17 protein-coding genes are annotated in these 23,065 nt (G+C 27.3%); 16 read left to right on the top strand and 1 reads right to left on the bottom strand.

Annotation, left to right across the window (positions count from 1 at the left end; genetic code table 11):
- Window positions 1–44: 44 nt before the first annotated feature.
- Window positions 45–281 (top strand): hypothetical protein, encoded by a 237-nt coding sequence (locus tag SFBMNL_RS05670; protein WP_042294798.1) that lies wholly within the window; start codon window positions 45–47, stop codon window positions 279–281.
- Window positions 282–344: 63 nt separating this feature from the next.
- Here SFBMNL_RS05670 and SFBMNL_RS05665 read toward each other — a convergent pair whose 3' ends face one another.
- On the bottom strand, window positions 345–1,145 hold the full coding sequence (locus tag SFBMNL_RS05665; protein ID WP_005805665.1) for a hypothetical protein: 801 nt from the start codon (window positions 1,143–1,145) through the stop codon (window positions 345–347).
- A 161-nt stretch (window positions 1,146–1,306) separates the two neighbouring features.
- Here SFBMNL_RS05665 and SFBMNL_RS05660 point away from each other — a divergent pair, with 161 nt between their 5' ends.
- The 15 genes from SFBMNL_RS05660 (at window position 1,307) to SFBMNL_RS05590 (ending at window position 22,951) form a co-directional block, all read left to right on the top strand.
- Window positions 1,307–1,783, top strand: a complete 477-nt coding sequence (locus tag SFBMNL_RS05660; RefSeq protein WP_042294797.1) for a hypothetical protein — start codon at window positions 1,307–1,309, stop codon at window positions 1,781–1,783.
- A gap of 4 nt (window positions 1,784–1,787) precedes the next feature.
- Complete coding sequence (locus tag SFBMNL_RS05655) at window positions 1,788–2,342, top strand: hypothetical protein (RefSeq protein WP_042294796.1); 555 nt, start codon at window positions 1,788–1,790, stop codon at window positions 2,340–2,342.
- Window positions 2,343–2,345: 3 nt separating this feature from the next.
- Complete coding sequence (locus SFBMNL_RS05650; protein WP_042294795.1) at window positions 2,346–3,236, top strand: ABC transporter ATP-binding protein; 891 nt, start codon at window positions 2,346–2,348, stop codon at window positions 3,234–3,236.
- A complete protein-coding gene (locus SFBMNL_RS05645; RefSeq protein WP_042294794.1) occupies window positions 3,237–4,418 on the top strand; it encodes an ABC transporter permease in 1,182 nt (393 codons plus the stop codon).
- Window positions 4,419–4,447: 29 nt separating this feature from the next.
- A complete protein-coding gene (locus tag SFBMNL_RS05640) occupies window positions 4,448–5,089 on the top strand; it encodes a hypothetical protein (protein WP_042294793.1) in 642 nt (213 codons plus the stop codon).
- Window positions 5,090–5,198: 109 nt separating this feature from the next.
- Window positions 5,199–5,387: a hypothetical protein gene (locus SFBMNL_RS05635; RefSeq protein WP_005805673.1), complete on the top strand. Its 189-nt coding sequence runs from the start codon at window positions 5,199–5,201 to the stop codon at window positions 5,385–5,387.
- A 54-nt stretch (window positions 5,388–5,441) separates the two neighbouring features.
- The gene (locus SFBMNL_RS05630; RefSeq protein WP_042294792.1) at window positions 5,442–6,794 is read left to right on the top strand and encodes a glucose-6-phosphate isomerase; all 1,353 of its coding nucleotides are present in this window, start codon (window positions 5,442–5,444) and stop codon (window positions 6,792–6,794) included.
- A 71-nt stretch (window positions 6,795–6,865) separates the two neighbouring features.
- Window positions 6,866–10,045: a BREX system P-loop protein BrxC gene (gene brxC / locus SFBMNL_RS05625; protein ID WP_042294791.1), complete on the top strand. Its 3,180-nt coding sequence runs from the start codon at window positions 6,866–6,868 to the stop codon at window positions 10,043–10,045.
- Complete coding sequence (pglX, locus tag SFBMNL_RS05620; RefSeq protein ID WP_014018010.1) at window positions 10,038–13,505, top strand: BREX-1 system adenine-specific DNA-methyltransferase PglX; 3,468 nt, start codon at window positions 10,038–10,040, stop codon at window positions 13,503–13,505. The genes brxC and pglX overlap by 8 nt, the downstream gene beginning before the upstream one ends.
- Before the next feature lie 175 nt (window positions 13,506–13,680).
- On the top strand, window positions 13,681–15,711 hold the full coding sequence (locus SFBMNL_RS05615; protein ID WP_042294790.1) for a triple tyrosine motif-containing protein: 2,031 nt from the start codon (window positions 13,681–13,683) through the stop codon (window positions 15,709–15,711).
- Window positions 15,712–15,779: 68 nt separating this feature from the next.
- Window positions 15,780–16,424 carry a lytic transglycosylase domain-containing protein gene (locus SFBMNL_RS05610; RefSeq protein ID WP_042294789.1) on the top strand — a complete coding sequence of 215 codons (645 nt, stop codon included), beginning with the start codon at window positions 15,780–15,782 and terminating at the stop codon, window positions 16,422–16,424.
- A gap of 94 nt (window positions 16,425–16,518) precedes the next feature.
- Entirely contained in the window at window positions 16,519–17,235 is a 717-nt protein-coding gene (locus SFBMNL_RS05605) for a pseudouridine synthase (RefSeq protein WP_005805684.1), read from the top strand.
- A gap of 12 nt (window positions 17,236–17,247) precedes the next feature.
- Complete coding sequence (locus SFBMNL_RS05600; RefSeq protein WP_042294788.1) at window positions 17,248–19,443, top strand: ATP-dependent helicase; 2,196 nt, start codon at window positions 17,248–17,250, stop codon at window positions 19,441–19,443.
- Window positions 19,444–19,460: 17 nt separating this feature from the next.
- Window positions 19,461–21,440: an NAD-dependent DNA ligase LigA gene (gene ligA, locus SFBMNL_RS05595; protein WP_042294787.1), complete on the top strand. Its 1,980-nt coding sequence runs from the start codon at window positions 19,461–19,463 to the stop codon at window positions 21,438–21,440.
- A gap of 53 nt (window positions 21,441–21,493) precedes the next feature.
- Window positions 21,494–22,951, top strand: a complete 1,458-nt coding sequence (locus tag SFBMNL_RS05590; RefSeq protein ID WP_042294786.1) for an ABC transporter substrate-binding protein — start codon at window positions 21,494–21,496, stop codon at window positions 22,949–22,951.
- Window positions 22,952–23,065: the final 114 nt, after the last annotated feature.

Raw genomic sequence — 23,065 nt, 5'->3', positions numbered from 1 at the left:
AGCAATTAGACTTGTATTATTATCGATATAAGGGGGAAGTTTTAGTGGAGGTATTGGACACTCTTTTATGTAAGAAGTTTAAAGATGAAGATATATTTTTAGAGAAGGTTCAGGATATTTTAAATTATGATATTATTGAATATATATATAGAGATGTGTTTGACTTTTTAGGGAATATATATTACAAAATAAGAATTCGTTTAGAGAATGAATACATGGTTGAGTTTGTTTATTACTTTTTGGAAGACAATGCTATATGTATATTAGATATTGAATATTAAGCTTGTAATTAAATAATAAGCTTTAAAGTTAAAGGCAACATATACGTATATGTTGCCTTTATTTTATAAAACAATTGTTATATAATGTTCATTTTCCTTGTCAATAGAACAATTCATTAAAACTTTGCAAGCTGATAAATCAATGTCTATATGATTTAAAAATGTTTTTATCATTTCTATAGCCTCATCTTCATCTACATTTGACTCGAAATAACATTCATTTTCTTTGAGCATAATAGGCTTATTCATATTAGCAGCAGAGTTTGAAAAATATTCTGATTGTTTATTACAAATTTCTATGATTGGTAATTCATTTAGCATGAATAAAAAAGAGAACAATTTTTTCATTGAATCTCTAAAGGTTTGTCCAAGAAAAATATTATCAAATAATTTTAATCCACTTATTTTTAATGGAAACAAGTCGAAGTCTTCAATCTTTATTAATTTATAGACAAGATTTAGACTTTTATCCGTTTCCCCGTAGTCAGCATTAAAATTATAAAAATAGTAATTATTATCTGGAATATTTGAGTATGATGTTGGGCTATTGCTTATTTTCTGAATATTTGGTTTTATATACACATTTCCAGATGTAGCTATTGCATTTTCTATATCATTTGATGTTTCTGTAAAATCGAGATTTGCAGAAAAATCGTAGGAATTTATATATGATGTTATGCCGTGTTTAAGCGTTTTGATTTCATCTAATTTTTCAATATATTTTGAAAGGTTATTTAGAGAATTTTGTCTAAAATCGTATTTTATTTGATTTGTTATAAATGAAAGTTCCGTATATAGCAATTCCTCAATATCTAGATTTAAACAATTTACTTTTGAGTTAATAGTATTTGTTAAAGTGTCCATTAGATTAAACCTCTTTTAAAAATGTTAACACTTTATATTATTTTTATAATTGTTGGGTAATACTTAATTTTAAATATTTTTAGCAAAATGTATTGAAATTTTTTTGCCATATTTGTTTTGTTGTAAATATGTTATGGCACATGGTAATTTAGGAGGAGAATATGTTACATAAAAAGAAGGTGAATGCGATAAAATGCATGCTTAGCACATTGGTTGCTGGGCCTATAGCATTTAATATTTTGGCGACTCAGAGTGAAAAAGCTAATGCATCTATTAGGGGAACAGCGAGTGTAGTATCAAGAACAGTACAAAGACCATTAGTCACAAATGTTAGATATAGGTTGACCCCTCAAGAAAAGACGTTAGGAGGTATTGGATTAAGTGTTTCAATAGTTGGTGCTGTAGGTACAGCCGTTGGATTAGGATTAACTCAATCTCAATACCATCAATCTGAAAAAGTACAGAAAAACATAATTGAAAATACGTATGATGCGTATTACGAAGAACGTGAAAAATATATGCAAAATCTTTTTAATAGTTGGGGAGTAGCAATGCCTGAAAAATATAAGAATCCAATAGCTAAACCAGAGAGTACTCCAGAGGTAAAACCTGGATTTAGTATAGGAACTGAGGGATAAAGATATGGGTAATGTATGTAAATTTAAATTGAATAAGAACAAGTCAATGGTAACATTTGCTTTAGTTAATTTTTGCGTTTTAAGTGGAAGTTTAGTTAGTGCAAATGCGTCAATTATTAGAAGAGCACCTAGTGTAGTTAGTTCTATAGCGAGTGCTATGAATAGATCTCAGAACGTTAGGAGAGTCTCATCATCTTTATCTACATCTTCTCGGCTTAATCCAACTTCCACTATTAATACTTTGAATCAAAGGTTAACTGAAATAGAAACTCAAAGGACTATCGAACAACAAAGGGCAAACCATCCATTTAATAAAGTAGTTGCAGCTAGTGGAGTAGTATCTGGAGCTATGCTTGTAGCAGGAGTAGTGGGAGGTATTGTACAGCAAGCTAAATTTAGAGAAATGGTAAACGAACAAGCTTATGAAAGTGAGCAAGTTCAGAAGGATTTAACTGAAAAGAGAGATCATTTCCAAAATGTTGAAATTCCAGAGGCGGAAGATTACATAATTAATTATTATAAAGAAAATTATGGAATTGATATTACTCAGAAAAATTAGATTATGAGTTTGAAGATTGTAAACTTAAATAAGACGTATGGTGATAAAAAAGTCGTAAATAGAGTTAATTTTGAAGTTGAATCAGGTAAAGCATATGGGATATTGGGTAGAAATGGGGCAGGTAAGACTACTACCATTAAAATGATTTTGGATATAATAAGTAAAGATAGTGGTCAGGTTTTATTTAAAAATAAAGAGTTAAATGTTATTGGTGAAAAAATAGGATATTTGCCAGAAGAAAAGAGCCTTTATTATAAGAGCACGGTATGGAATCATTTGTTTTATTTTTCAAGAATATCTGGACTTGATGTTAAGGAGTCAAAAACTAAAATTAATTATTGGGTAGAAAAGTTTCAATTAGAAGAGTATATCAATAAGCCAATAGAAACCTTATCTAAGGGTAATCAACAGAAAGTACAAATAATTTCAACTATAATTCATGATCCAGATATTTTAATATTTGATGAGCCATTTAGTGGATTGGATCCAGTAAATTCTGAAATATTAAGAAATATAGTAATTGAACTTGTTAATAGTGGTAAATACATTATATTCTGTACTCATCAAACGCATTATATAGAGGAATTTTGTGATAAGATATCTATTTTTAAAAATGGAATTCAGACCATTGAAGGAAATTTATTTAATATTAAAAAGTCCTATGGCAGAAATAAATTAATTCTTGAGATAGACGGGAATTTGCCGAATTTAAAAATATATGGTGTTAAAGGAATAGTAAAAAATAAGAATACTTATGAGATAGAGATATTAAATGAAAATGTTGCAGGTGATATATTAAATATTTTGTACAATAATAGGATTAAGATTTTTAACTTTGGTTTAAAATATAAATCATTACATGAAATTTTTTTGAATACGGCTGGTGATTTATAGGTGAACAAATTTTTTATAATAGCTGCGTATAACTTCAGAGATATTATTAGTAGAAATTTTTTTAAGATATCTACTTTGGTAATATCTCTTTTAATTATGGTTATATTGATCTTACCAGATTTAATTGTGAAGTTAAATTTCGTATCAGGAGATAGTAGTGAATATTTGATTTATATCTCTGATGGTAAGAATTATATATTTGATGATGATTTGGAGCTGAATTTATATTTAAGGAATATAGAAGATAATTTAGATAATAAGTATTATTTTAAATTAGTTGAAAGAGAAATTACGGAAGATAAATTAATGGATAAATTAAACAATGGGGATATCGATGGATACATAAATGTAATTTCTAAAAATACGATTAATATCTTTACAAGGGAGAATTATCCTGAAATCAAATTTATATTGGATAGATATATTTTAAGCAAGAAATTTGAAGATGGTGTAAGTTATCCTAATTACAATTTTGAATCATTGAGTTTATCTAAAAATAAAGTTATAGGTGTTATCAAAAATTATACATATCCGTTTTTGTTGCTTCTATTCATCTATACAATTTTTGTATTATATGGACAATTTATAGCTATGAATGTAAATATAGAGAAGAGCTCAAAAATAATTGATATATTTATAACTAAAGTTAGATTACCTGTAATTATATTGGGGAAATTATTTGGTTATTTATTGGTTGCATTAATGCAGTTGTTATATTTCATAGGAATTTTGTTTTTAATAACGGGTTTGATGAGTGATAAGTATTTTCCGATAATTAAAGAAATTATAGTGTTTGACACTGTATTTATGTTAAAATATGTACTGTATTTTATATTAGGGTTTATAATATATGGTTTATTATTTACTTTGATAGGGAGTGTGATTGATAAGATTGAGGAATTATCAATAGGATTAATTCCAATTGTATTTTTGATTTCTATAGGATATTTTTTCTCAATGGTTAATTTACAGTTTCCAGCTAATTATTTGAAAAATTTATTAGTATGTATTCCATTTTTTACTCCGTTTATAGTGATTACTGATAATAATTTTGTTATATATAAAGATATTGTTGCTTTTTTAATAATGATGGTTACGATGGTAATATTGGTGTATATAAATATTAAGTTTAGTAGACAAATGATTAAATTTAAAGGAAAAAATTTAAGGAAGAATAAGTGATTTTGATTATACAGTTATGGGGGTGTTGTATGTTTACAAAAAATCATAATTTTTTAAAGGGATTACTCTTTTTAGTTCTTGGACTAATTTTCCTTATTGGAGGAGTAAATATATTTAATAGTTTTAGAGTTTTGATTTATATCATATCTGTCTTACTTATTTATAATGGTATTACGTTGTTAAAGGATAGGTATACAAAGACTGCGGGTAAGATATTTATTATAGTTGGCGTAGCTTTAATTATTATATTTTCTGGAATTAGCTTGGAGTTTACATTAGCATTAGTATTTTTAATTTATGGGGCTTATTTACTTTGTGTAAAGTCACAGATATTTACTAATAAAAAGGGAGTATTTAAGGATAGTAGAGATCAAGTTTATGTGAAAGAAGTATTTTCTACATTGCATATTAATGGTGTTTCACAGAATCTTTTAAATGTAAATGTAGTTGCGGTTGTATCTAATCTTAATTTAGATTTTTCTAATGCAGATACTATGCATAATCAAATTGTTGATTGTAATATTAGTTCCTATATGAGTGAAATTGTTTTAAATACTGATTTATCTTGGAATGTAATATTAAATGGTAGATATATAAGGAGAGTAGATGGAGTATATAAGACTATTAATATTACATGTAAAAATATTTTAAGTGTTATAGATATTATATAATTTTTAGGAAACAATAAATAAGCGAATTTGTTAACGCTTTTTATTGTTTTTTTTATGCTCAAAATTTATAATTAAGGTATCAGTTATGTTAGAAGGATAAAGTTGAAATATGTTGTTTAATAGGAATAATAAAAAAGATGATGGTAAAGATGAAATTAATAAAAAGATAGAAATAGACAAGCAAGATTTTTGGTTATTAGTTAAGAGTGCATATAAGGCTATTTTGCCTTTTGTATTTATTATAATTTTGGTTTATTTTTTATTTACTTTATTTTTAACTAAAGTTATTTTAAAATAATTTTATAGAGATTTGTTTTTTCATAAATTTAAAAAATCTCAAGGAGGGTATTTAATGTCTACATGTAAGTTGAAATTTGATGATTCAAAATTAGGAAATTATATAAATAGTGAAGAGTTGGCTTTGATAACACCTCAGGTTAAGCTTGCTCATGAATTACTTAAAAGTAAGACGGGAGCTGGAAGTGACTTTTTGGGTTGGATAAACCTGCCAAATGATTATGATAGAGAAGAGTATAATAGAATTAAGATTACAGCACAGAAAATAAGGGATAATGCGGATGTTTTAATAGTTATAGGTATAGGAGGTTCATATTTAGGAGCTAAAGCTTGTATCGAATCTTTAAATAGTACTTTCTTTAATTATTTAAGTCCAGAAGATAGAAAAGCCCCTCAGATATTTTTTGCAGGAAATAGTATAAGCTCTACTTATTTAATTGATTTATTAGAGTTAATTAAAGATAAAAGTGTTTATGTGAATGTTATATCCAAATCTGGAACTACTACAGAACCAGCTCTTGCATTTAGATTTTTCAAAAGTTTTTTGGAAGAAAAATATGGAAAAGATGGTGCGAGGGATAGAATAATAGCCACAACTGATAAGGCAAGAGGGGCATTGAAAGGTCTTGCTGATAGTGAGGGATATGAAACTTTTGTAATACCAGATGACGTTGGAGGAAGATTTTCTGTATTAACTCCAGTTGGACTTTTACCTATAGCTGTTTCTGGTGCAGATATTGATGCTCTCATGCAGGGTGCTAGAGATGCTATAAAAGATTTTGGAAGCGACAATTTAGATGAAAATGCTTGTTACAGATATGCTGCAACAAGAAATATTCTTTATAGAAAGGGTTATAGTACAGAAATTTTAGCATCATATGAGCCATCACTTACTTTCTTTGCTGAATGGTGGAAACAATTATATGGAGAAAGTGAAGGAAAGGATAAAAAAGGAATTTATCCGTCTTCTGTTAATTTGTCTACAGATTTGCATTCACTTGGTCAGTATATACAAGATGGAATGAGAAATATTATGGAGACTGTTATAAATGTAGAAAATCCATTAAAAGATCTTACAATTAAGAACATGGATGGAGATATTGATGGTCTTAATTATTTAAATGGTAAGACAGTTGATTTTGTTAATAAAAAAGCTTTTGCAGGGACGCTTCTTGCTCATTTAGATGGCGGAGTTCCTAATATGGTTGTTACTATACCTAAGATTGATGCTTATCATATTGGATATATGATCTATTTCTTTGAAAAAGCTTGTGGTATAAGTGGTCACTTGGCTGCTGTGAATCCATTCAATCAGGAGGGTGTTGAAAATTATAAGAGAAATATGTTTGCACTTCTTGGTAAAAAAGGATTTGAAAGTTTGAAGAATGAACTTGAAAAAAGATTATAATTTAAAATGATTTTATAGCAACTTATAATTTGGTTTTTTGAATTATAAGTTGTTATTTTTTGAGGTGTAATATGTTTATCAAAGATATTTTTTTAAAAGATGTTGAGAGAGATATACAAAGTGTAGTTAAAGTTTCAGAAAATATGGGGAGAGAGATAGTTGAGATAGACGAGTATGTTATTACTCATGAGATTTTTAATTACATAAGTAAATTTATTGAAGCGTATAAAAATACTTTTGTTACTAGAAATGATGAAATCGGATTTTGGATTTCAGGTTTTTTTGGTAGTGGTAAATCGCATTTTCTTAAGATTTTATATTACATACTTAGGCAAATTAATTTGGATTTATTAATTAAAAATAATGATTGTCTGCTTAAAATTAAAAACGATCTTGAATTTGTAGCAGGTATCTCCAAGGATGTTATCATCTTTAATATAGATTCGAAAAATATTAAAGAAGAATTAATGCTTGATGTATTTGTTAATGAGTTTAATTCTATGAGGGGATTTTCATCTTGTCATGGATTTGTATGTGAACTTGAGGAACAACTATCTGATGAAAATATTTTTGATGATTTTAGACGAGAGTTTTTAGATATTTCTAATATTAGTTGGGAAGAAGGAAGAGAGAAGTTTTATTTTTATAAAGAGCATTTAATTAAGGCGTTGAGTGTGTGTAAGAATTTTAGTTTAGATGTAGCACAAGATTATTTTGTTAATATTGAAAAGAATTATAAAATGAATGTTGATATTTTTGCTCGTAAAGTTAACGAGTATATAGAGAAAAAAGGTAAGGACCATAGTATTGTGTTTATGATAGATGAAGTTTCTCAATTTATAGCTGATGATGTGAATAAGATTTTAAATCTTCAGACGATTGTTGAGGAACTTTCTATTAAATGTTTAGGAAGGGTGTTTGTTATTGTTACAAGTCATGTTGATATTTTAAATATGGTAAATGATAAAAGCTATGATTTTTCAAAAATTCAAAGTAGATTTAAAAATAAGTTTCATTTATCGAGCATTAATATTGGAGAAGTTTTGAATAGGAGATTGTTACTTAAAAAGGATGAGTTCATAGATCTGATAGGAGAGTTTTATGATGAGAAAAAGTTTTTTATAAAGACGAAGTTTGGATCAGATCTAGTTATAAGTAATCATCAAAATAGTATAAATAGAGATCAATTTGTAAATTATTATCCTTTTCTTCCTTATCAGCTTGAGCTTTTAAGGGAAATTATATTTTATATGATTAAGAACAATGTTATAAGTAGGGATATATCAAAAGGTGAAAGAAGTATTATTAATTGTTTTCAAAAGGTTTTAATTAATTTTAAGGATTATGATATTAACTGTATTGTTCCGTTTTATATGTTCTATGATGCGATTAGTGATTTTATTGATTATAATCATCAGTACATATTTTTGATTTTAAAAGATTATACGATGCTTGATGAATTTGATATTAACATATTGAAGGTATTATTTTTGATTAAGTATGTTCCGAATATGGTTGGGAACATGGATACTATATTATCATTAATTATTTCCAATATTAGTTTAGAGAGTAATATAATAAATAAAATTAAGAATTCTTTATCTAAGCTTATTAACGAAGGATTTGTTAGTAGAGATGGCGATAAATTTTATTTTTTGTCAAAGAATGAGAGAGATATAAATTATAAAATAATTAGGAGTAATGTTAATTCACATGATATAAATAACTTGTTATGCAGGGAAATATTTGATGAAGTTATAGGGATTGTCAAGTTTAAGTATCAAGGAAAGGGTTACTTCGGTATTAACCAATTTTTTGATAACGGAGAATATAGGGTTTCAAAGGCAAATCTTATTGGAATTAAAGTTCTTATGACCAATTACGATGAGAATTTTAATTTGGATTTGATAAGGGTTATATCTAGTATAGAGAACAATGTTATCGTTTATTTGGATAATGATAAAAGTTTAGTCGAGGAGATAAATTTATATCTAAAGTTAGATAAATTTTTAAAGTATAATAAGGATTCTTATAAGGATTTATTCTATGAAATTATTAAGCAAAAGGAAGTTGAACATAATAATCGTTTAGAGAGAGTTAAGGTTTTAATACTTGATAATATTAAGAGTGCAAAGATATTTGTAAATGGAGAAATTTTATGTAAAAAATTTTCAAGTGTAGGGGAGATTTTTAGAATAGCTTTAAATGATATTATTTCATGTAGATTTAATAAGTTTTTTTATATTGAAAAGGTTTTGGATTCCACAAAAGATATGCTTGTAGCTTTGAATGATGATAAAATGTTAAATGAAATATTGATTTGTAATTCTTTATTTATGAAAGAACTTTTTAATTTTTTGAGCAATGTTGGGAAGATAAAAATTTCTGACATCATTTCTCATTTTAAACAAATACCTTATGGATTTAATAGACATGATGTTTTATTTGGGATTTTGTGTTTTGTAAAAGAAGGAAAATTATTTTGTGATTATAGTTTTGATAAGCTTAAGGAGTTTGTAGAGGTTAAAGGAAGTTTAAATAAAATTTACGTTGAATTTTTGGATAATGGAGGAAAACATAAATTCAATATTTATAAAAAATTATTTGAAGAGATATTTGGTAAGAAATATTTTGTTAATAGTATTGATGAACTTAAGGTAACTTCATCTGATGATTTTAATGAGATTTTAGAGCGTATTAATTTGATTAAAAGTATTTCAAAAAGTAATAATGTTTATTTGAATATTGATTTTGTAAATGAATTTGAGAATTTTATATTCGAGTTTAAGGATGCTAATTTATGTGATTTAGATGAAAATCTAATATTATCAAAATTTGAAAAATTTGAACTTGTTCATAATTTTTATACGAGTGTTCAGTTTGAAATATTTAAGAGGGCTATTGTTTCTATAGAAATTTTTAATAAAGATAAGAATTTTATTCCTGATAAAAATGGTGTATATGAGTGTGCATTAAAAATTAAAGAAGTTTTACATAGTGATGATCCATATCGTAGTATTTCAAAATTAAAAGGATATGTTAATTCTTTTTTTGAGATACATAGTTTATATTTGGATCAAAATATTAAGTATGTTGATGAATTTTTGGATAAAGAGATTGCTGATTTTATATGTGAAGATTTATTGTATGAGTTGAAAGATAAGCTTAATGGTTGTTCTAGTTTGTTTGATATTTATGGAATTAAAATGGAGGGCATATTTTTAAAAGATAGAGGGATTATTGATGAATAAGAATGTAATTAAAAATTTTGCTGTTTGGGCGAGGAAAAGTTTAATAAAGGAAGTAACTGATAAGCTTCTTTTACTTGGTATTACGAAAGATCATGTACAAGAAGGTGTAAGAGATGGGAATGAGTATGAGGAGTATAAAATAGGAGCAGATAGGGTATATAGAATTTTTGGACAAGATATAGAGAAAAGAGAAATTTTAGTTAAGAAAATTAGTGAAAGAGGATTTGATTCTATTGTTGAGGAAGCTGCTTATACTTGGTTCAATCGTGTAATTGCTATAAGATTTATGGAAATTAATAATTATCTTCCATCTGGTATTAGGGTTTTGTCGTCTTTAAATAAGAATAAGATTGATCCTGATATAGTTACATATTTTGATGATTTGGATTTTTATGTCGATAGAGAATATATTCTTAAGCTTAAAAGCGAGAATAAAATTGATGAATTATTTAAGTATTTGTTTATTGAGCAATGCAATGCTTTAAATGAAATTCTTCCTGGAATTTTTAAAAAGACAAATGATTATAGAAATTTACTTTTTCCAGTTAATCTTTCTAATGAGAATAGTTTTATTAGAAAAATTATAGAGGAAATTGATGAAAAATATTTTTTCAATAACGTTGAAATTATTGGTTGGCTTTATCAATACTACATAACAGAAAAGAAGGATGAAATTTTTAGGAGACTTAAGCAAAATATAAAGATATCTAAAGAAAATATACCTTCTGTAACTCAAATTTTTACACCTAAATGGATTGTTAAGTATATGGTCGAAAATTCTCTTGGGAGATTCTACATAGAAAATAGTGGAGAAAGTGAATTTCCAGTAAAACTTAAATATTTTGTTGATGCAGAGATTGGGGAACCTGACTTTAAAAATATTTCACCAGAAGATATAAAAATAATTGATCCATGTATGGGTAGTGGCCATATTTTGGTTTATGCATTCGATCTTCTTTTTGAGATCTATAAGGAGTACGGATATTTAGAGAGTGAGATTCCGTATTTAATATTTGAAAATAATTTGTTTGGAATTGATATTGATGATAGGGCGTATGAACTTGCATACTTTGCTCTTATGATGAAAGGTAGAAGTAGATTTAGGAAATTTTTAAGGAATAATAATATTAAGTTCAATCTTTATCCGATTATTGAGAGTAATGAAATATATGATAGTGTACTTGCGAAGGCAAGTATTCTTGAGCATGATAAATTTTATGATGTTAAATATATATTGGATTCATTTAGAGATTCAAAGGAATATGGTTCTCTTTTATCTGTGAAGAAACTTGATTTTGATTCAATAGAAGATGCTATATATCCTTATTTAAATGAAGAAGAGCTTTATTGTATGAAAAACTTAATTAATCTCTCAAGACTTTTGAGTAGTAAGTATCACATTGTTGTAACAAATCCTCCATACATGAGTAGTCGTGGAATGGGGGAAAAACTTGCACTTTATTTAAAAGAGAATTATCCAAATAGTAAAATGGATTTATTTTCCGTATTTATTGAGAGGGGATTTGAGTTAACACATGATAATGGATTTAATGTAATGCTCACTATGCAATCTTGGATGTTTCTTTATAAATTTGAGAAACTTAGAAAATCTATATCAGAAAGTAATACGATAGTTTCACTTTTACATATGGACAATAATGTAATGTCAATTGCTTTTGGAACGAGTGCTACCATATTTAAGAAGAAATCGATTGAAGATTATGAAGGAATATACAACTATGTTAAATATGAAGATATTAATGCAAGTGGTGAGCCTACTAATTTTCCAATATCGCATAATAGGAACTCAAGGATAAAATTGAAATCATTTGATGATGTTCCAGGATCTCCAATAAATTATTGGATAAGTGAGAGGGCAAGAGAAATTTTTAGAGAGTTTAAACCTCTTAAAGAATATTTTGAGCCAAAACAAGGTATGGCAACAACTGATAATAAAACTTTTGTTAGATATTGGTATGAACTTAACAAAAGTGATATAGAATTTTGCTCTAAAAATCATAATGATGTGAAGAATATAGATAAGAAATGGTTTCCATATAACAAAGGTGGGGACTATAGGAAATGGTATGGAAATAATGAGTACATAATTAAATATGAGAATTCTGGAGAAAATCTTATAAATTTTGTGAAGGCGAAATATCCTCGAATAACTGATCCAGAGTTTGTGATTAAAAATAGAAAGTATTATTTCAAAAAAGGAATTACATGGTCTTTATTTGGTTTTAAAAATTTTGGTGTTAGGTATAAAGATTATGGATTTATTTTTGATGTTTCTGGATCTTCTCTTTTTCCAGATAAAAAGTATGAAAAATATATTTTAGCTTTTTTGTGTTCAAATGTTTGTTTTTATCTATTATCTTCTATAGCACCGACAGTTAATTTTCAAATAGGTAATATTGGAGATCTTCCGATTATAATGGATGATTCATATTTAGATGATATAACAAAGCTTGCTAATAGAAATATTTATTTGTGCAAAAAAGAATGGGATTTTTATGAAACATCTTGGGATTTTAAAGTTCATCCATCAATTGAATTTAAGATAAGTGGAAGACTTAAAGATTCTTATGATAATTTTTATAGAGAAGTTGAAACCATGTTCGAAGAGGTTAAGAGAAATGAGGAGAGAATAAATTTTATTTTCAAAGAAATTTATGGATTTTCAGATGAGGTTTCTTACGAAGTTGAAGATGGAAATGTATCTATAAGAAAGATTGATGAGAAAAAATTTGTTGAGAGTTTCTTGAGTTATTTTGTTGGATGTGTGTTTGGAAGATATTCGCTTGATTATGAGAAGGTTATAGATAATGTAGATAATATTTTTAAAAGGGATTATGAAAAATTTTACCCAGAAAAAGATAATATTTTAATAATTTCTACAGAGGAATATTTTAAAAATGATATTTACAATTTATTTTTGAAGTTTTTAGAAATTGTATTTGATAAGGAGTTTATTGATGAGAATTTAAGATTTGTTTGTAGCTCTCTTGGATTTAAGGGTGGAAGTTATAGAGAAAATATTGTTCAGTATTTCTTAAAGGATTTTTTTAAAAATCATTCAAAGATTTATAACAAATGTCCGATTTATTTTGAATTTTGTTCAGGTAAAAATAATGGTATTAATGCTTTAACTTATATTCATAGGTTTTCGAGCGAAGATTTTCTAAAATTTAAGATAAATTACTTAGATATTATAGAACATAAGTATGAAGAGGAAATATTAAGATTTGAAAATATATATGAAAATGAGAAATTTTTGAAATCTAAGAAATATAAAGAAACTTTAATTTTAAAACTTGAAGAATGTAAGAAATATAATCAAATAATTAAATGTATAAGTGAAAAATTTATAGAGATAAATTTGGAGGATGGGATCTCAAATATTTACGAAAAATTACAAAAGGAGGGTGATTTTTATAATCAAAATATATTTAAATAATTATAATGCTAAATTTTGGTAAATTTACTATGTTTTTAGTTGAATACATAATATTAAATAAAGTATAATTGACTTAAATATATTATAGTTTTAGTAAAATAAATTTGAAAATTTTAAGAAATACGAAATATATGATGGTTATATTTATGCTTACGTGCTGCAAGGGGGATAAACTGTGAATGAATTATTGATAGATTTTAGCTTAGCGTCTCCACAAGATAAGAATGTGTCAATAAATATAAAGGTTTCGGGATTAGATGAGGAATTAGTATACAGGTTTTGTGTGGGAATTAATGGTGTTTGGTATACTATACAGGATTTTTCTACGAAACAAGAGGCCGTGTGGATTCCTTCAGAGTATGGAAATTATATAGTTATGGTTCAGGCTAAAAATATTTCAAGTAAGAAAGCATTTGATTATATAGCTAGAGAAAATTATATAATTGGTAAAGATTTTGAAGATAAAAAAATAATAAAATCACTACATTTGGATAAAGATATTTATTCAGTTGGTGAACAATTAGTTTTGAGTGTTGACTCGTCATACTCACCAAGTCTTTATAAATTTTGGATAAATGGTCAATATGGATGGGAATTATTAAAAGAATATACACATGATGATAAGCTTATTTTGACTCTGAATGAGGTAGGAGAAAAAGAGATACTTGTGCAGTGTAGGAAGCAGGATTCTGAAAATAATTTTGATGATTTTGCAACTGTAAAGTTTTATGTTAATGATGTCGGTAAGATTGAGATACAGTCTTTGAAAAGTTTAAGCAAGGAACTTATTTCGGGTGAAGAACTAATATTTCAGTGTGATGTAAGTAATGAAGAGAATAAAACTGTTTTATACAAATTTTTAGTGGTTAATGAAGAAGGTAAAGCAGAAGTAGTACAGGATTATTCCACTAAAAGTATAGTTTCATTTATTGAAAATGGGTACGGTAAGTTTAGATTGCTTGTGCTTGTAAAGGATCTTTACTCTATAAATAATTACGATGATAGGGCAATTATTATATATGATGTTAAACCCTATAATGAGATAAAAATAATAGAACTATCTGCTAATTTAAGTTCTCCACACTATACAGGGCATCCTATAACTTTTAATATTCAGGTTGAAGGTGGAAAGAATTTATTGTACAAGTATGTAATAAATGGGCCAAGCAGTGATGATGAACCTTTTATTGAAGAAAGTGGTTATTTAAGAGAAAATTTTTATCAATGGGTACCAAAAATTTCGGGTAATTACAATGTTAAGGTTTATGTAAGAGATGAAAGTACACCACAAGGTTATGATGTGTATACTGAAATGAATTTTGAGGTATTGCCATACATTTCTCAAGTAGTGAAAATTTTGGATGTACAAATAGATTCGTATAATAAGCACGTGAAGAATAAACCTATAGGTATTATTGTTAAAGCTGAGGGCGGGTTGAAATTACAATATAGTTTTATAATTACAAAAGAGAATAGAGAAGTTGGATATATAGAGTATAGTGATAAAAACTTTTTGACTTTTATGCCCCAAGAGCAAGGGTATTATGAGCTTGAAATAAGGGTTAAGGATATGTTCTCAGTTCAGGAGTATGATGTATCTACAATACTTCACTTTAAGGTATGGGATTATTATCCTGCGAAGATAGATTATATTCTCTATAAAAATCAGGAGTGCTACGTTGTAGGAGAACCGATAATATTTAATGTAATCGCTCAGAATACTAAACAAACTTTATTTAAATATGTTTTGTCTATTGATGATCAAGTAATAGTTGAAACTCAATTTAAAGATGATATATCTTTTGATTATGTTCCTACAGTTAAAGGAAAGTATACGCTTTCTGTTATGGCTAAAAATAAAAGTTCAAAGTTAGAGTACGATACATTAAAAGAAGTTCGTATATATGTTCAGGATTCATTTCCAATTACTAATACAAAAATTATTTGTGAGGCCAAAGATGATTATTTACTTGTCAATAATTCTATATTCTTTGTTGTAAATACAAAGGGTGGACGTGATATTGGATATGAATTTTATTTAATGGAACAAGGCATGTGGAGGAGAGTACAGGCCTATAGTAGGAAGAATACTTATAGTTTTATTCCGTTTAAAGAAGGTCAATATAAGTTACTTGTTCTCACAAAGAGTGAGTATAAGAATTGCAACTATGAAGATTATGATATATATGAATTTAATGTAACTTAAAAATAAATGAATAAATTCTTCCTAAATGACTAAACTAATATAAATTATTTAGGAGGAATTTTCTATATATGGGTGCGAAGAGCATTGAAGTAGCTTGTGCCGTGGGACTTTTAATATCACAAGTGGCTTTTAATAATGTACATAATACTTCAGCATCAGGTATGACTTATAATAGTGTTGTAGTTGAGGCAAATGATGAGGTGAGCCAATCTTATTTATCAAAAAAATTTTATAGGGTTAATATAACTAAGAATTTTGAATGTGTTGAGATTGATTGTGATTCATATCAGGAGAATGATAAAAACACGATATATAATGAGGTAGATAGTGCGATAATGATAGCTTCTAAGAAATATGGTGTTGATGATAAACTTATAAGATCTCTTATTAAGCAAGAATCAAATTTTAATCCCAGATGCGTTTCACATGCTGGGGCTATCGGACTTATGCAAATTATGCCAAATACTATAAAAAAATTTAATGTTCAAGATCCGTATGATATTTATGAGAATATTGATGCAGGTACTAAGCATTTAAAAGGAATGATAGAGAGGTATAGTGGGGATATAGTTAGAGCAGTTGCAGCCTATAATTGTGGTGGAAATGCTCTAGATAAAAGTGGATTTAGGTCTTTGGAAGATGTTTCTATGCTTCCTAAGGAAACTCGTATACATGTTACAAATATTATTCACTATTATAATAATGGTTTTTAAAGTAGCCTTATAAAGGCTACTTTTAATTTTTTATTAAAAATTTACTTATGTTGTAGTAAAATATTCTCTAGAAATAAATAGGAGTAATGGATTTATGAAGAGATTAGATAATTTTCTTGTTAATAATGGTTATGGCAGTAGGAAAGAAGTTAAAAAGTTGATACATCAAAATAGTGTTAGTGTTAATGGAGAAATTGTAAATAAGCCATCTGTACATATTGATGTAGATAATGATAAGGTTTGTGTGCTGGGTGAAGAGGTTTTGTATAAAGAGTTTGTTTATTTGATGATGAATAAACCTTCTGGATTTGTTTCAGCAGTTTACGATAAATTTGATAGGACAGTTTTGGAAATTATAGATGAAAGAGATAAGATTCTAGATCCTTATCCAATAGGAAGACTCGATAAGGATACAGTTGGACTTTTAATTATTTCAAATGATGGAGATATGTGTCATAGGGTTTTATCTCCTAAACGTCATGTTGAAAAGAAATATTTTGTAAGGGTAAATGGATGTTTAAACGATTCATTTGTTGGAATATTTAGTGATGGTATAGTTTTAGAAGATGGTATAAAGTGTAAATCATCGAAGTTAAAAATACTTAAAGTTTATGAGGGTGAGTCAGAGTGTGAACTTATTTTGATTGAGGGTAAGTTTCATCAAATTAAGAGGATGTTTGGAGTTTTTGGATTCATGGTTACATATTTGAAGAGAATAGAGTTTGGTGGAATAAGGCTTGATGAAAATTTAAAAGAAGGAGAGTATAGGCATTTAACGATTGAAGAGATTAATCTATTAAAAATGGTTTAGGAGAGTAGAGTTATGGAGTTAAGGGAGTTATTAAATGAGGAGCAATATAGTGCTGTTACAACTATAGATGGGCCATTACTTATTTTAGCCGGTGCAGGTTCAGGTAAGACTAGAACAATTACATATAGAATTGCTCATATGGTAAAAAATTTAGGAATTAATAGTTATCAAATACTTGCTATCACTTTTACAAATAAGGCAGCAAAGGAAATGAAGGACAGAGTTAGATCATTGATTGGTGAAATTTCTGATAATATGTGGATATCAACTTTTCATTCTTTGTGTGTTCGTATTTTAAGAAGAGAAATTGATAAGCTTGGTTATACAAGTTCATTTACTATTTATGATTTTTCAGATCAAAAAACTCTTGTTAAACAGTGTATGGATATTCTTAAGATTAATCAGGAGAATATTGAACCATCAGAAGTTTTGAGAAGGATTTCTAATTACAAAAATCAATTTATAAAACCAATTGAAGCTATTTCTAATACAGATAATTACAGAGAGAAATTAATTGCACAAATTTATGAAATTTATGAGAAAAAATTATTCGAAAATAATTCATTAGATTTTGATAATTTGATTTTTAAAACGATTGAATTATTTGAAAGGTTTCCCGAAATTCTGAGTTTTTATCAGTCCAAATTTAAATATATTATGGTTGACGAGTATCAGGATACAAATTATGCTCAATATTATTTAGTTAAGATGCTTGCAGATATGAATAAGAATATTTGTGTTGTTGGGGATGATGATCAATGTATTTATCAGTGGAGGGGTGCAGATATAAATAATATCTTGGATTTTGAAAAAGATTACAAGAATACTAAGATAATTAAGCTTGAAAAAAACTATAGATCGAAGTCAAATATATTAGATGCTGCGAATAAAGTAATTTTAAATAATATTAAAAGGAAGAAGAAAATTTTAAAGGCGACAAATAACGAGGGAGAGAAGATTAAATTATTTAAAGCAAGTAGTGCAGAAGAAGAAGCTTTATTTGTTATTAATGAAATTTTTAGGATTATTAATTCAAGAGAATATGAATATCGTGATTTTGGAATTTTGTATAGAACAAATTCACAATCAAGAATGTTTGAAGAAATATGTGTTAAGAATCAAATACCCTATAAGCTTGTAGGAGTTATGCGTTTTTATGAAAGAAAAGAAATTAAAGATGTAATTGCGTACATAAAAACAATAGTTAATCCTAGTGATGAGATAAGTCTTAGGAGAATTATAAATGAACCGAAAAGAGGTATTGGTGATACAACTTTGTCCAAATTATTAGAATATGCTGAGAGAAATGGTATTAGTTTGTTTGATTCAATGGTTGCATGTGCTGATATTGAAACTATTAGCCTTAGAACACAAGATATTATAAAGAATTTTGCTAAATCTATTGAAGAAATTAGAAAATATATTGATTTAAATCCGTCGGAATTTATTCGTTTAATGCTTGATAAAATTGGTTACATTGATGCTTTGAAGAAGTCGAAAGATTCTGATATAGATACTCGTTTTGAAAATATTCAGGAGTTTATAAATGCTTCTGTAAATTTTGAACAATTGAATATTGGAAGTAATATTGAAGATTTTCTTGAGAATATTTCACTTGTTAGTGAAACCGATAAATATGATGAAAAATCCTCTTCAATTACGCTTATGACGATTCACTCATCAAAAGGATTAGAGTTTCCCGTTGTGTTTATGGTTGGTATGGAAAATGGAATTTTTCCAAGTAATAAGTGTTTTGATGAAATTGATGAGATGGAGGAATCAAGAAGACTCTGTTATGTTGGTATAACGAGAGCTAAAGATATACTTTATTTTACATATGCGAATATGAGAATGGTTTATGGTGAAACTGGATTTAGAACTAAATCTAAATTTTTAGGAGAAGTTCCGAGTGATTTGATGTTGAATATTAATTTTAAAGGTGAAGAGATTACTCTTTCTCAGTCTATGTCATCAAGAAGTTTTGGGAAATTTAGTTATAATCCACTTGATAATGATATTTCAAAAAAATGTAATGATGTCTCAAAAGATGATGTTAAGATAGGGATGAAAATTAAACATAAAAATTTTGGATTGGGTATGGTTGTCAAGGTTGAAGATGATCCAGAAAGTCCAAAAGTTATAGTTGCTTTCGATAATAATGGAATTAAGAAACTTGCATTAAATAATGCACCGATTGAATTTGTTTAGGATTGGGAGAGGAGATTTTGAAAGATAAAATAGAGAGGATACATGAACTTGTTTTATATTTAAATGAAAGTTCCTATGCGTACTATGTGCTTGATGATCCTAAAATTGAGGATAGTGAATATGATAAGCTCTATGATGAACTCAGAGAACTTGAAAATGAAACTAAGTATATTTTAAAAAATTCTCCCACGCAAAGAGTAGGAGATGTTGTTCTAGATAAATTTGAAAAGTCAGTACATAAAGCAAGAATGTGGAGTCTTGATAAGGTTACATCATTTGAAAGTTTGGAGCTTTGGCACAATAAGAACCTTAAGGCATCAAATGAAAATAATTTGGGGAGTCCTTCTTATATAGTTGTACAAAAATTTGATGGGGTAAGTATAAATCTTATTTATGAAAATGGAGAATTTATAAAGGCGTCTACGAGAGGAAATGGTGAAATCGGAGAAAATGTAACTGAACAAGCGAAAACTATAAAAAGTATTCCATTATCAATAAATGATATGGGGTCTTTTGAGATTCGTGGAGAAGTTATTATGACAAAAGAAGAGTTTGAAAAATACAATAGGGTTGCTAATATACCTCTTAAGAATTTAAGAAATGGTGCATCAGGAGCTTTGAGGAATTTAGACGTTAATGAAACAAAGAAAAGGAAATTAGATACATTTATTTATGATGTTGCTTATTATGATGAGGGGAAATTTTCTACATATTTTGAGATACTAAACTTTTTAAAGGACAATAAGTTTAAGCATCCTGAATTTAAATTATGTAAGACTCTTGATGAGGTAAAGGAAGAAATAAAAAGGATTGAGTCTTTGAAGGATAATCTAAATTATGATATTGATGGTGTTGTAGTTTCCGTAAATGAATTGGATCTTCGAAGTATACTTGGATATACAGTTAAGCATCCGAAATTTTCTATAGCGTACAAGTTTGAGGCTGAAGAGGTTATGACTAAGCTTATTGGAGTTGAATGGAATGTTGGACGTAGTGGGAGGGTTTCGCCCACTGCCATACTTGAGCCTACTGATGTTTCTGGAATCACAATAAAGCGTGCAACCTTGAATAATATAGATGATATTGTAAGGAAAAATGTAAAACTTAATTGTGATGTATTAATAAGAAGATCAAATGATGTTATTCCAGAGATTATTAAAGGATTAGGTAGAGAAGGTTTGGAGGAAATAGAAATACCAACGATTTGTCCATCTTGTAAATCTCCCCTTAGTCGTGATGGAGTTCATCTTTATTGTACGAATACTATTTCTTGTAGACCTCAAATTGTTAAATCTATTGTTCATTTTGCCTCAAGAGATGCAATGAATATTGAAGGATTTAGTGAGAAACTTGCTGATCAATTTTATGAGAAATTGTGTGTTAAAAGAATTTCAAATCTTTATGAAATAACATTTGATGATCTATTGACTCTTGATAAAGTTAAAGAGAAGAAAGCAAATAATATTTTAAGATCGATTGAGAAGAGTAAGGAATGTAATTTATATAATTTTATTTATGCACTTGGGATTAAAAATGTTGGGCTTAAAACTTCAAAAGATATAGTTAAGGAATATAAGACACTTGATAGAATAATGAGTGTAACAAGAGAAGAGCTAGATAAAATATATGGAATTGGTGATGTTATTTTGGATGACATATTTAAATTTTTAAATAATGAGGGAGTTAGAGAAGAAATTAGAAGGCTAATTGAGCTTGGAGTTAAATTTAAATATGAGGAAGAAGTTGAAGTTCAAGATAATTTATTTAATGGGAAAATAGTTGTTGTTACAGGAACGATTAAAAATTTATCTAGAAAAGATATTAAAGAACTTTTGGAGAAATTAGGTGCGAGAATTTCAGAATCTGTTAGTAAGAAAACTGATTATGTAATTTTTGGTGAGAATGCGGGAAGTAAATTATCTAAAGCAAAATCATTAAATTTAAATATGATTTCTGAAGATGAATTTAATGAGATCATTGAAAAAATAGGAATATAAAATTTGAAATATGGAATTATCCTTATATATCTTAAAGTTTTAGTGGGTGTTTTATGAGGATAATAAAAGTAATTTTGTTAATAGTTTTTTTGATTTTTAATTTAGCGTTTAATGTTTTTCAGAAGAAAGATTTAATATTAGATAAGACAAGTTTATCTATTGGAGTTGTTAATCTTCCTGAAAATTTAGTATATCTATCTGATAATAATTATGTGAGTAATGTTATGCTTGGGAATTTATTTGAGGGGCTTGTGAATCTTACACCCGATGGGGATATTTCATCTGGACTTGCAGAGAGATATACAATTTCTAGTGATGGACTTGAGTATAGATTTTATATAAGAAATGATGCTTATATGAGTACGGGTAAGCAAATAACATCACAGGATTTTTTGAATTTCTTTAAGGATATTTTAGATAAGGATAAAGATAAATTTTATTATGATGAATTAAAATTTATTGTTGGCGTGGATGAATACTATAAAGGTGAAATACTTTTTGAGCATGTTGGAATTGAGTCTTTAAAAGATAATGTTCTTGTTATTAAGCTTAAACAGATGGATGAATTATTTTTGAAAAATTTAACAAAGGATAAATTTTCTTTGAGGGAAAATTTTAAATATTTGTATAATTATAAAGATTTCTATGAGTACATATCTTATTCAGGTGCGTATAAGATATCCTCTGTTAAGAATGATCATAATGGGAATTTAAAAATAGTCTTAAGTCCGAATGAATATTATTATTTAAATAATTACAAGACATCGGATGGAAAATTGTATTCTATTTCAAGAGATAAAGATGTAGTAATTGAAGCGTTTCCAACTCGAGAGTTTGCACTTGAATCTTATAAATCTGGTAAACTGAATTTTGTACTTGATACGGCGTACAATTCTATTTCTGATTATTTTGATTCTGACCAAATTTATTATGTACATAATGAGGATTCTAAAATGATTTTTGATTTGGATAAATATATAAGTGATGAAAGTATAGCAGAGGTATCAAAAAATATTGAAGATGAGCAAAAAGATGAAGATGGCAATGTAATTAAAAATGAGGAAGAGAAGATTGAAAAAGGAAATTTCTTGAATTTTATAGTTGATGTTAAGGATATAAGACACATAAATGGAATTAATGGAGATAGTTTAAATAAATATAAATTTAATGTTGAGTATTTGAGGAAGGAACTTGAGAAATATAATTTTGAAGAGAAGACGACTTTAAAAATAGTTACGTATTCTGATGATAATTATATAGAGCTTGCTAGGAGTTTGAAAAACTTTTTGTATGAGGAGTTTAATTTGTCAAGCAATGTTATTGCATTTGATGATGAATATATAAAAAATAATTTAACTGAAGATAGCTATGATATTTTAATTTCTAAGGAAGATGTCGTATCAGATGTAAAGAGTATAAATTTTGATAAGCCGAATTTGATATTATCAAATATAACTTTGAGCGATAACATTGATGGTAATGGAACAATTGTAATAAATAATATAACATAAAATTAATATTGACAGGGATCTTTAGCCATTTGGTTTAAGGATCTCTTTTTTGTTAATATGAATAAATTATTAAAAAATTTTTAAAACTAATATCTATGGTTTTAATAAATTCGG

Source organism: Candidatus Arthromitus sp. SFB-mouse-NL, assembly GCF_000709435.1.
Lineage (GTDB): Bacteria > Bacillota > Clostridia > Clostridiales > Clostridiaceae > Dwaynesavagella.
The sequence above is the reverse complement of the archived record's forward strand: the minus strand, read 5'-3'. Positions and strand labels throughout refer to the sequence as shown.

Bases quoted from the DNA above. Each gene is read 5' to 3' on its own strand.
- SFBMNL_RS05630 (WP_042294792.1), top strand. From the start codon at position 5,442: ATGTCTACATGTAAGTTGAAATTTGATGATTCAAAATTAGGAAATTAT.
- SFBMNL_RS05605 (WP_005805684.1), top strand. From the start codon at position 16,519: ATGAAGAGATTAGATAATTTTCTTGTTAATAATGGTTATGGCAGTAGG.
- SFBMNL_RS05665 (WP_005805665.1), bottom strand. From the start codon at position 1,145: ATGGACACTTTAACAAATACTATTAACTCAAAAGTAAATTGTTTAAAT.
- SFBMNL_RS05590 (WP_042294786.1), top strand. From the start codon at position 21,494: ATGAGGATAATAAAAGTAATTTTGTTAATAGTTTTTTTGATTTTTAAT.
- brxC (WP_042294791.1), top strand. From the start codon at position 6,866: ATGTTTATCAAAGATATTTTTTTAAAAGATGTTGAGAGAGATATACAA.
- pglX (WP_014018010.1), top strand. From the start codon at position 10,038: ATGAATAAGAATGTAATTAAAAATTTTGCTGTTTGGGCGAGGAAAAGT.
- SFBMNL_RS05660 (WP_042294797.1), top strand. From the start codon at position 1,307: ATGTTACATAAAAAGAAGGTGAATGCGATAAAATGCATGCTTAGCACA.
- SFBMNL_RS05610 (WP_042294789.1), top strand. From the start codon at position 15,780: ATGGGTGCGAAGAGCATTGAAGTAGCTTGTGCCGTGGGACTTTTAATA.
- SFBMNL_RS05650 (WP_042294795.1), top strand. From the start codon at position 2,346: ATGAGTTTGAAGATTGTAAACTTAAATAAGACGTATGGTGATAAAAAA.
- SFBMNL_RS05655 (WP_042294796.1), top strand. From the start codon at position 1,788: ATGGGTAATGTATGTAAATTTAAATTGAATAAGAACAAGTCAATGGTA.
- SFBMNL_RS05600 (WP_042294788.1), top strand. From the start codon at position 17,248: ATGGAGTTAAGGGAGTTATTAAATGAGGAGCAATATAGTGCTGTTACA.
- SFBMNL_RS05640 (WP_042294793.1), top strand. From the start codon at position 4,448: ATGTTTACAAAAAATCATAATTTTTTAAAGGGATTACTCTTTTTAGTT.
- SFBMNL_RS05635 (WP_005805673.1), top strand. From the start codon at position 5,199: ATGTTGTTTAATAGGAATAATAAAAAAGATGATGGTAAAGATGAAATT.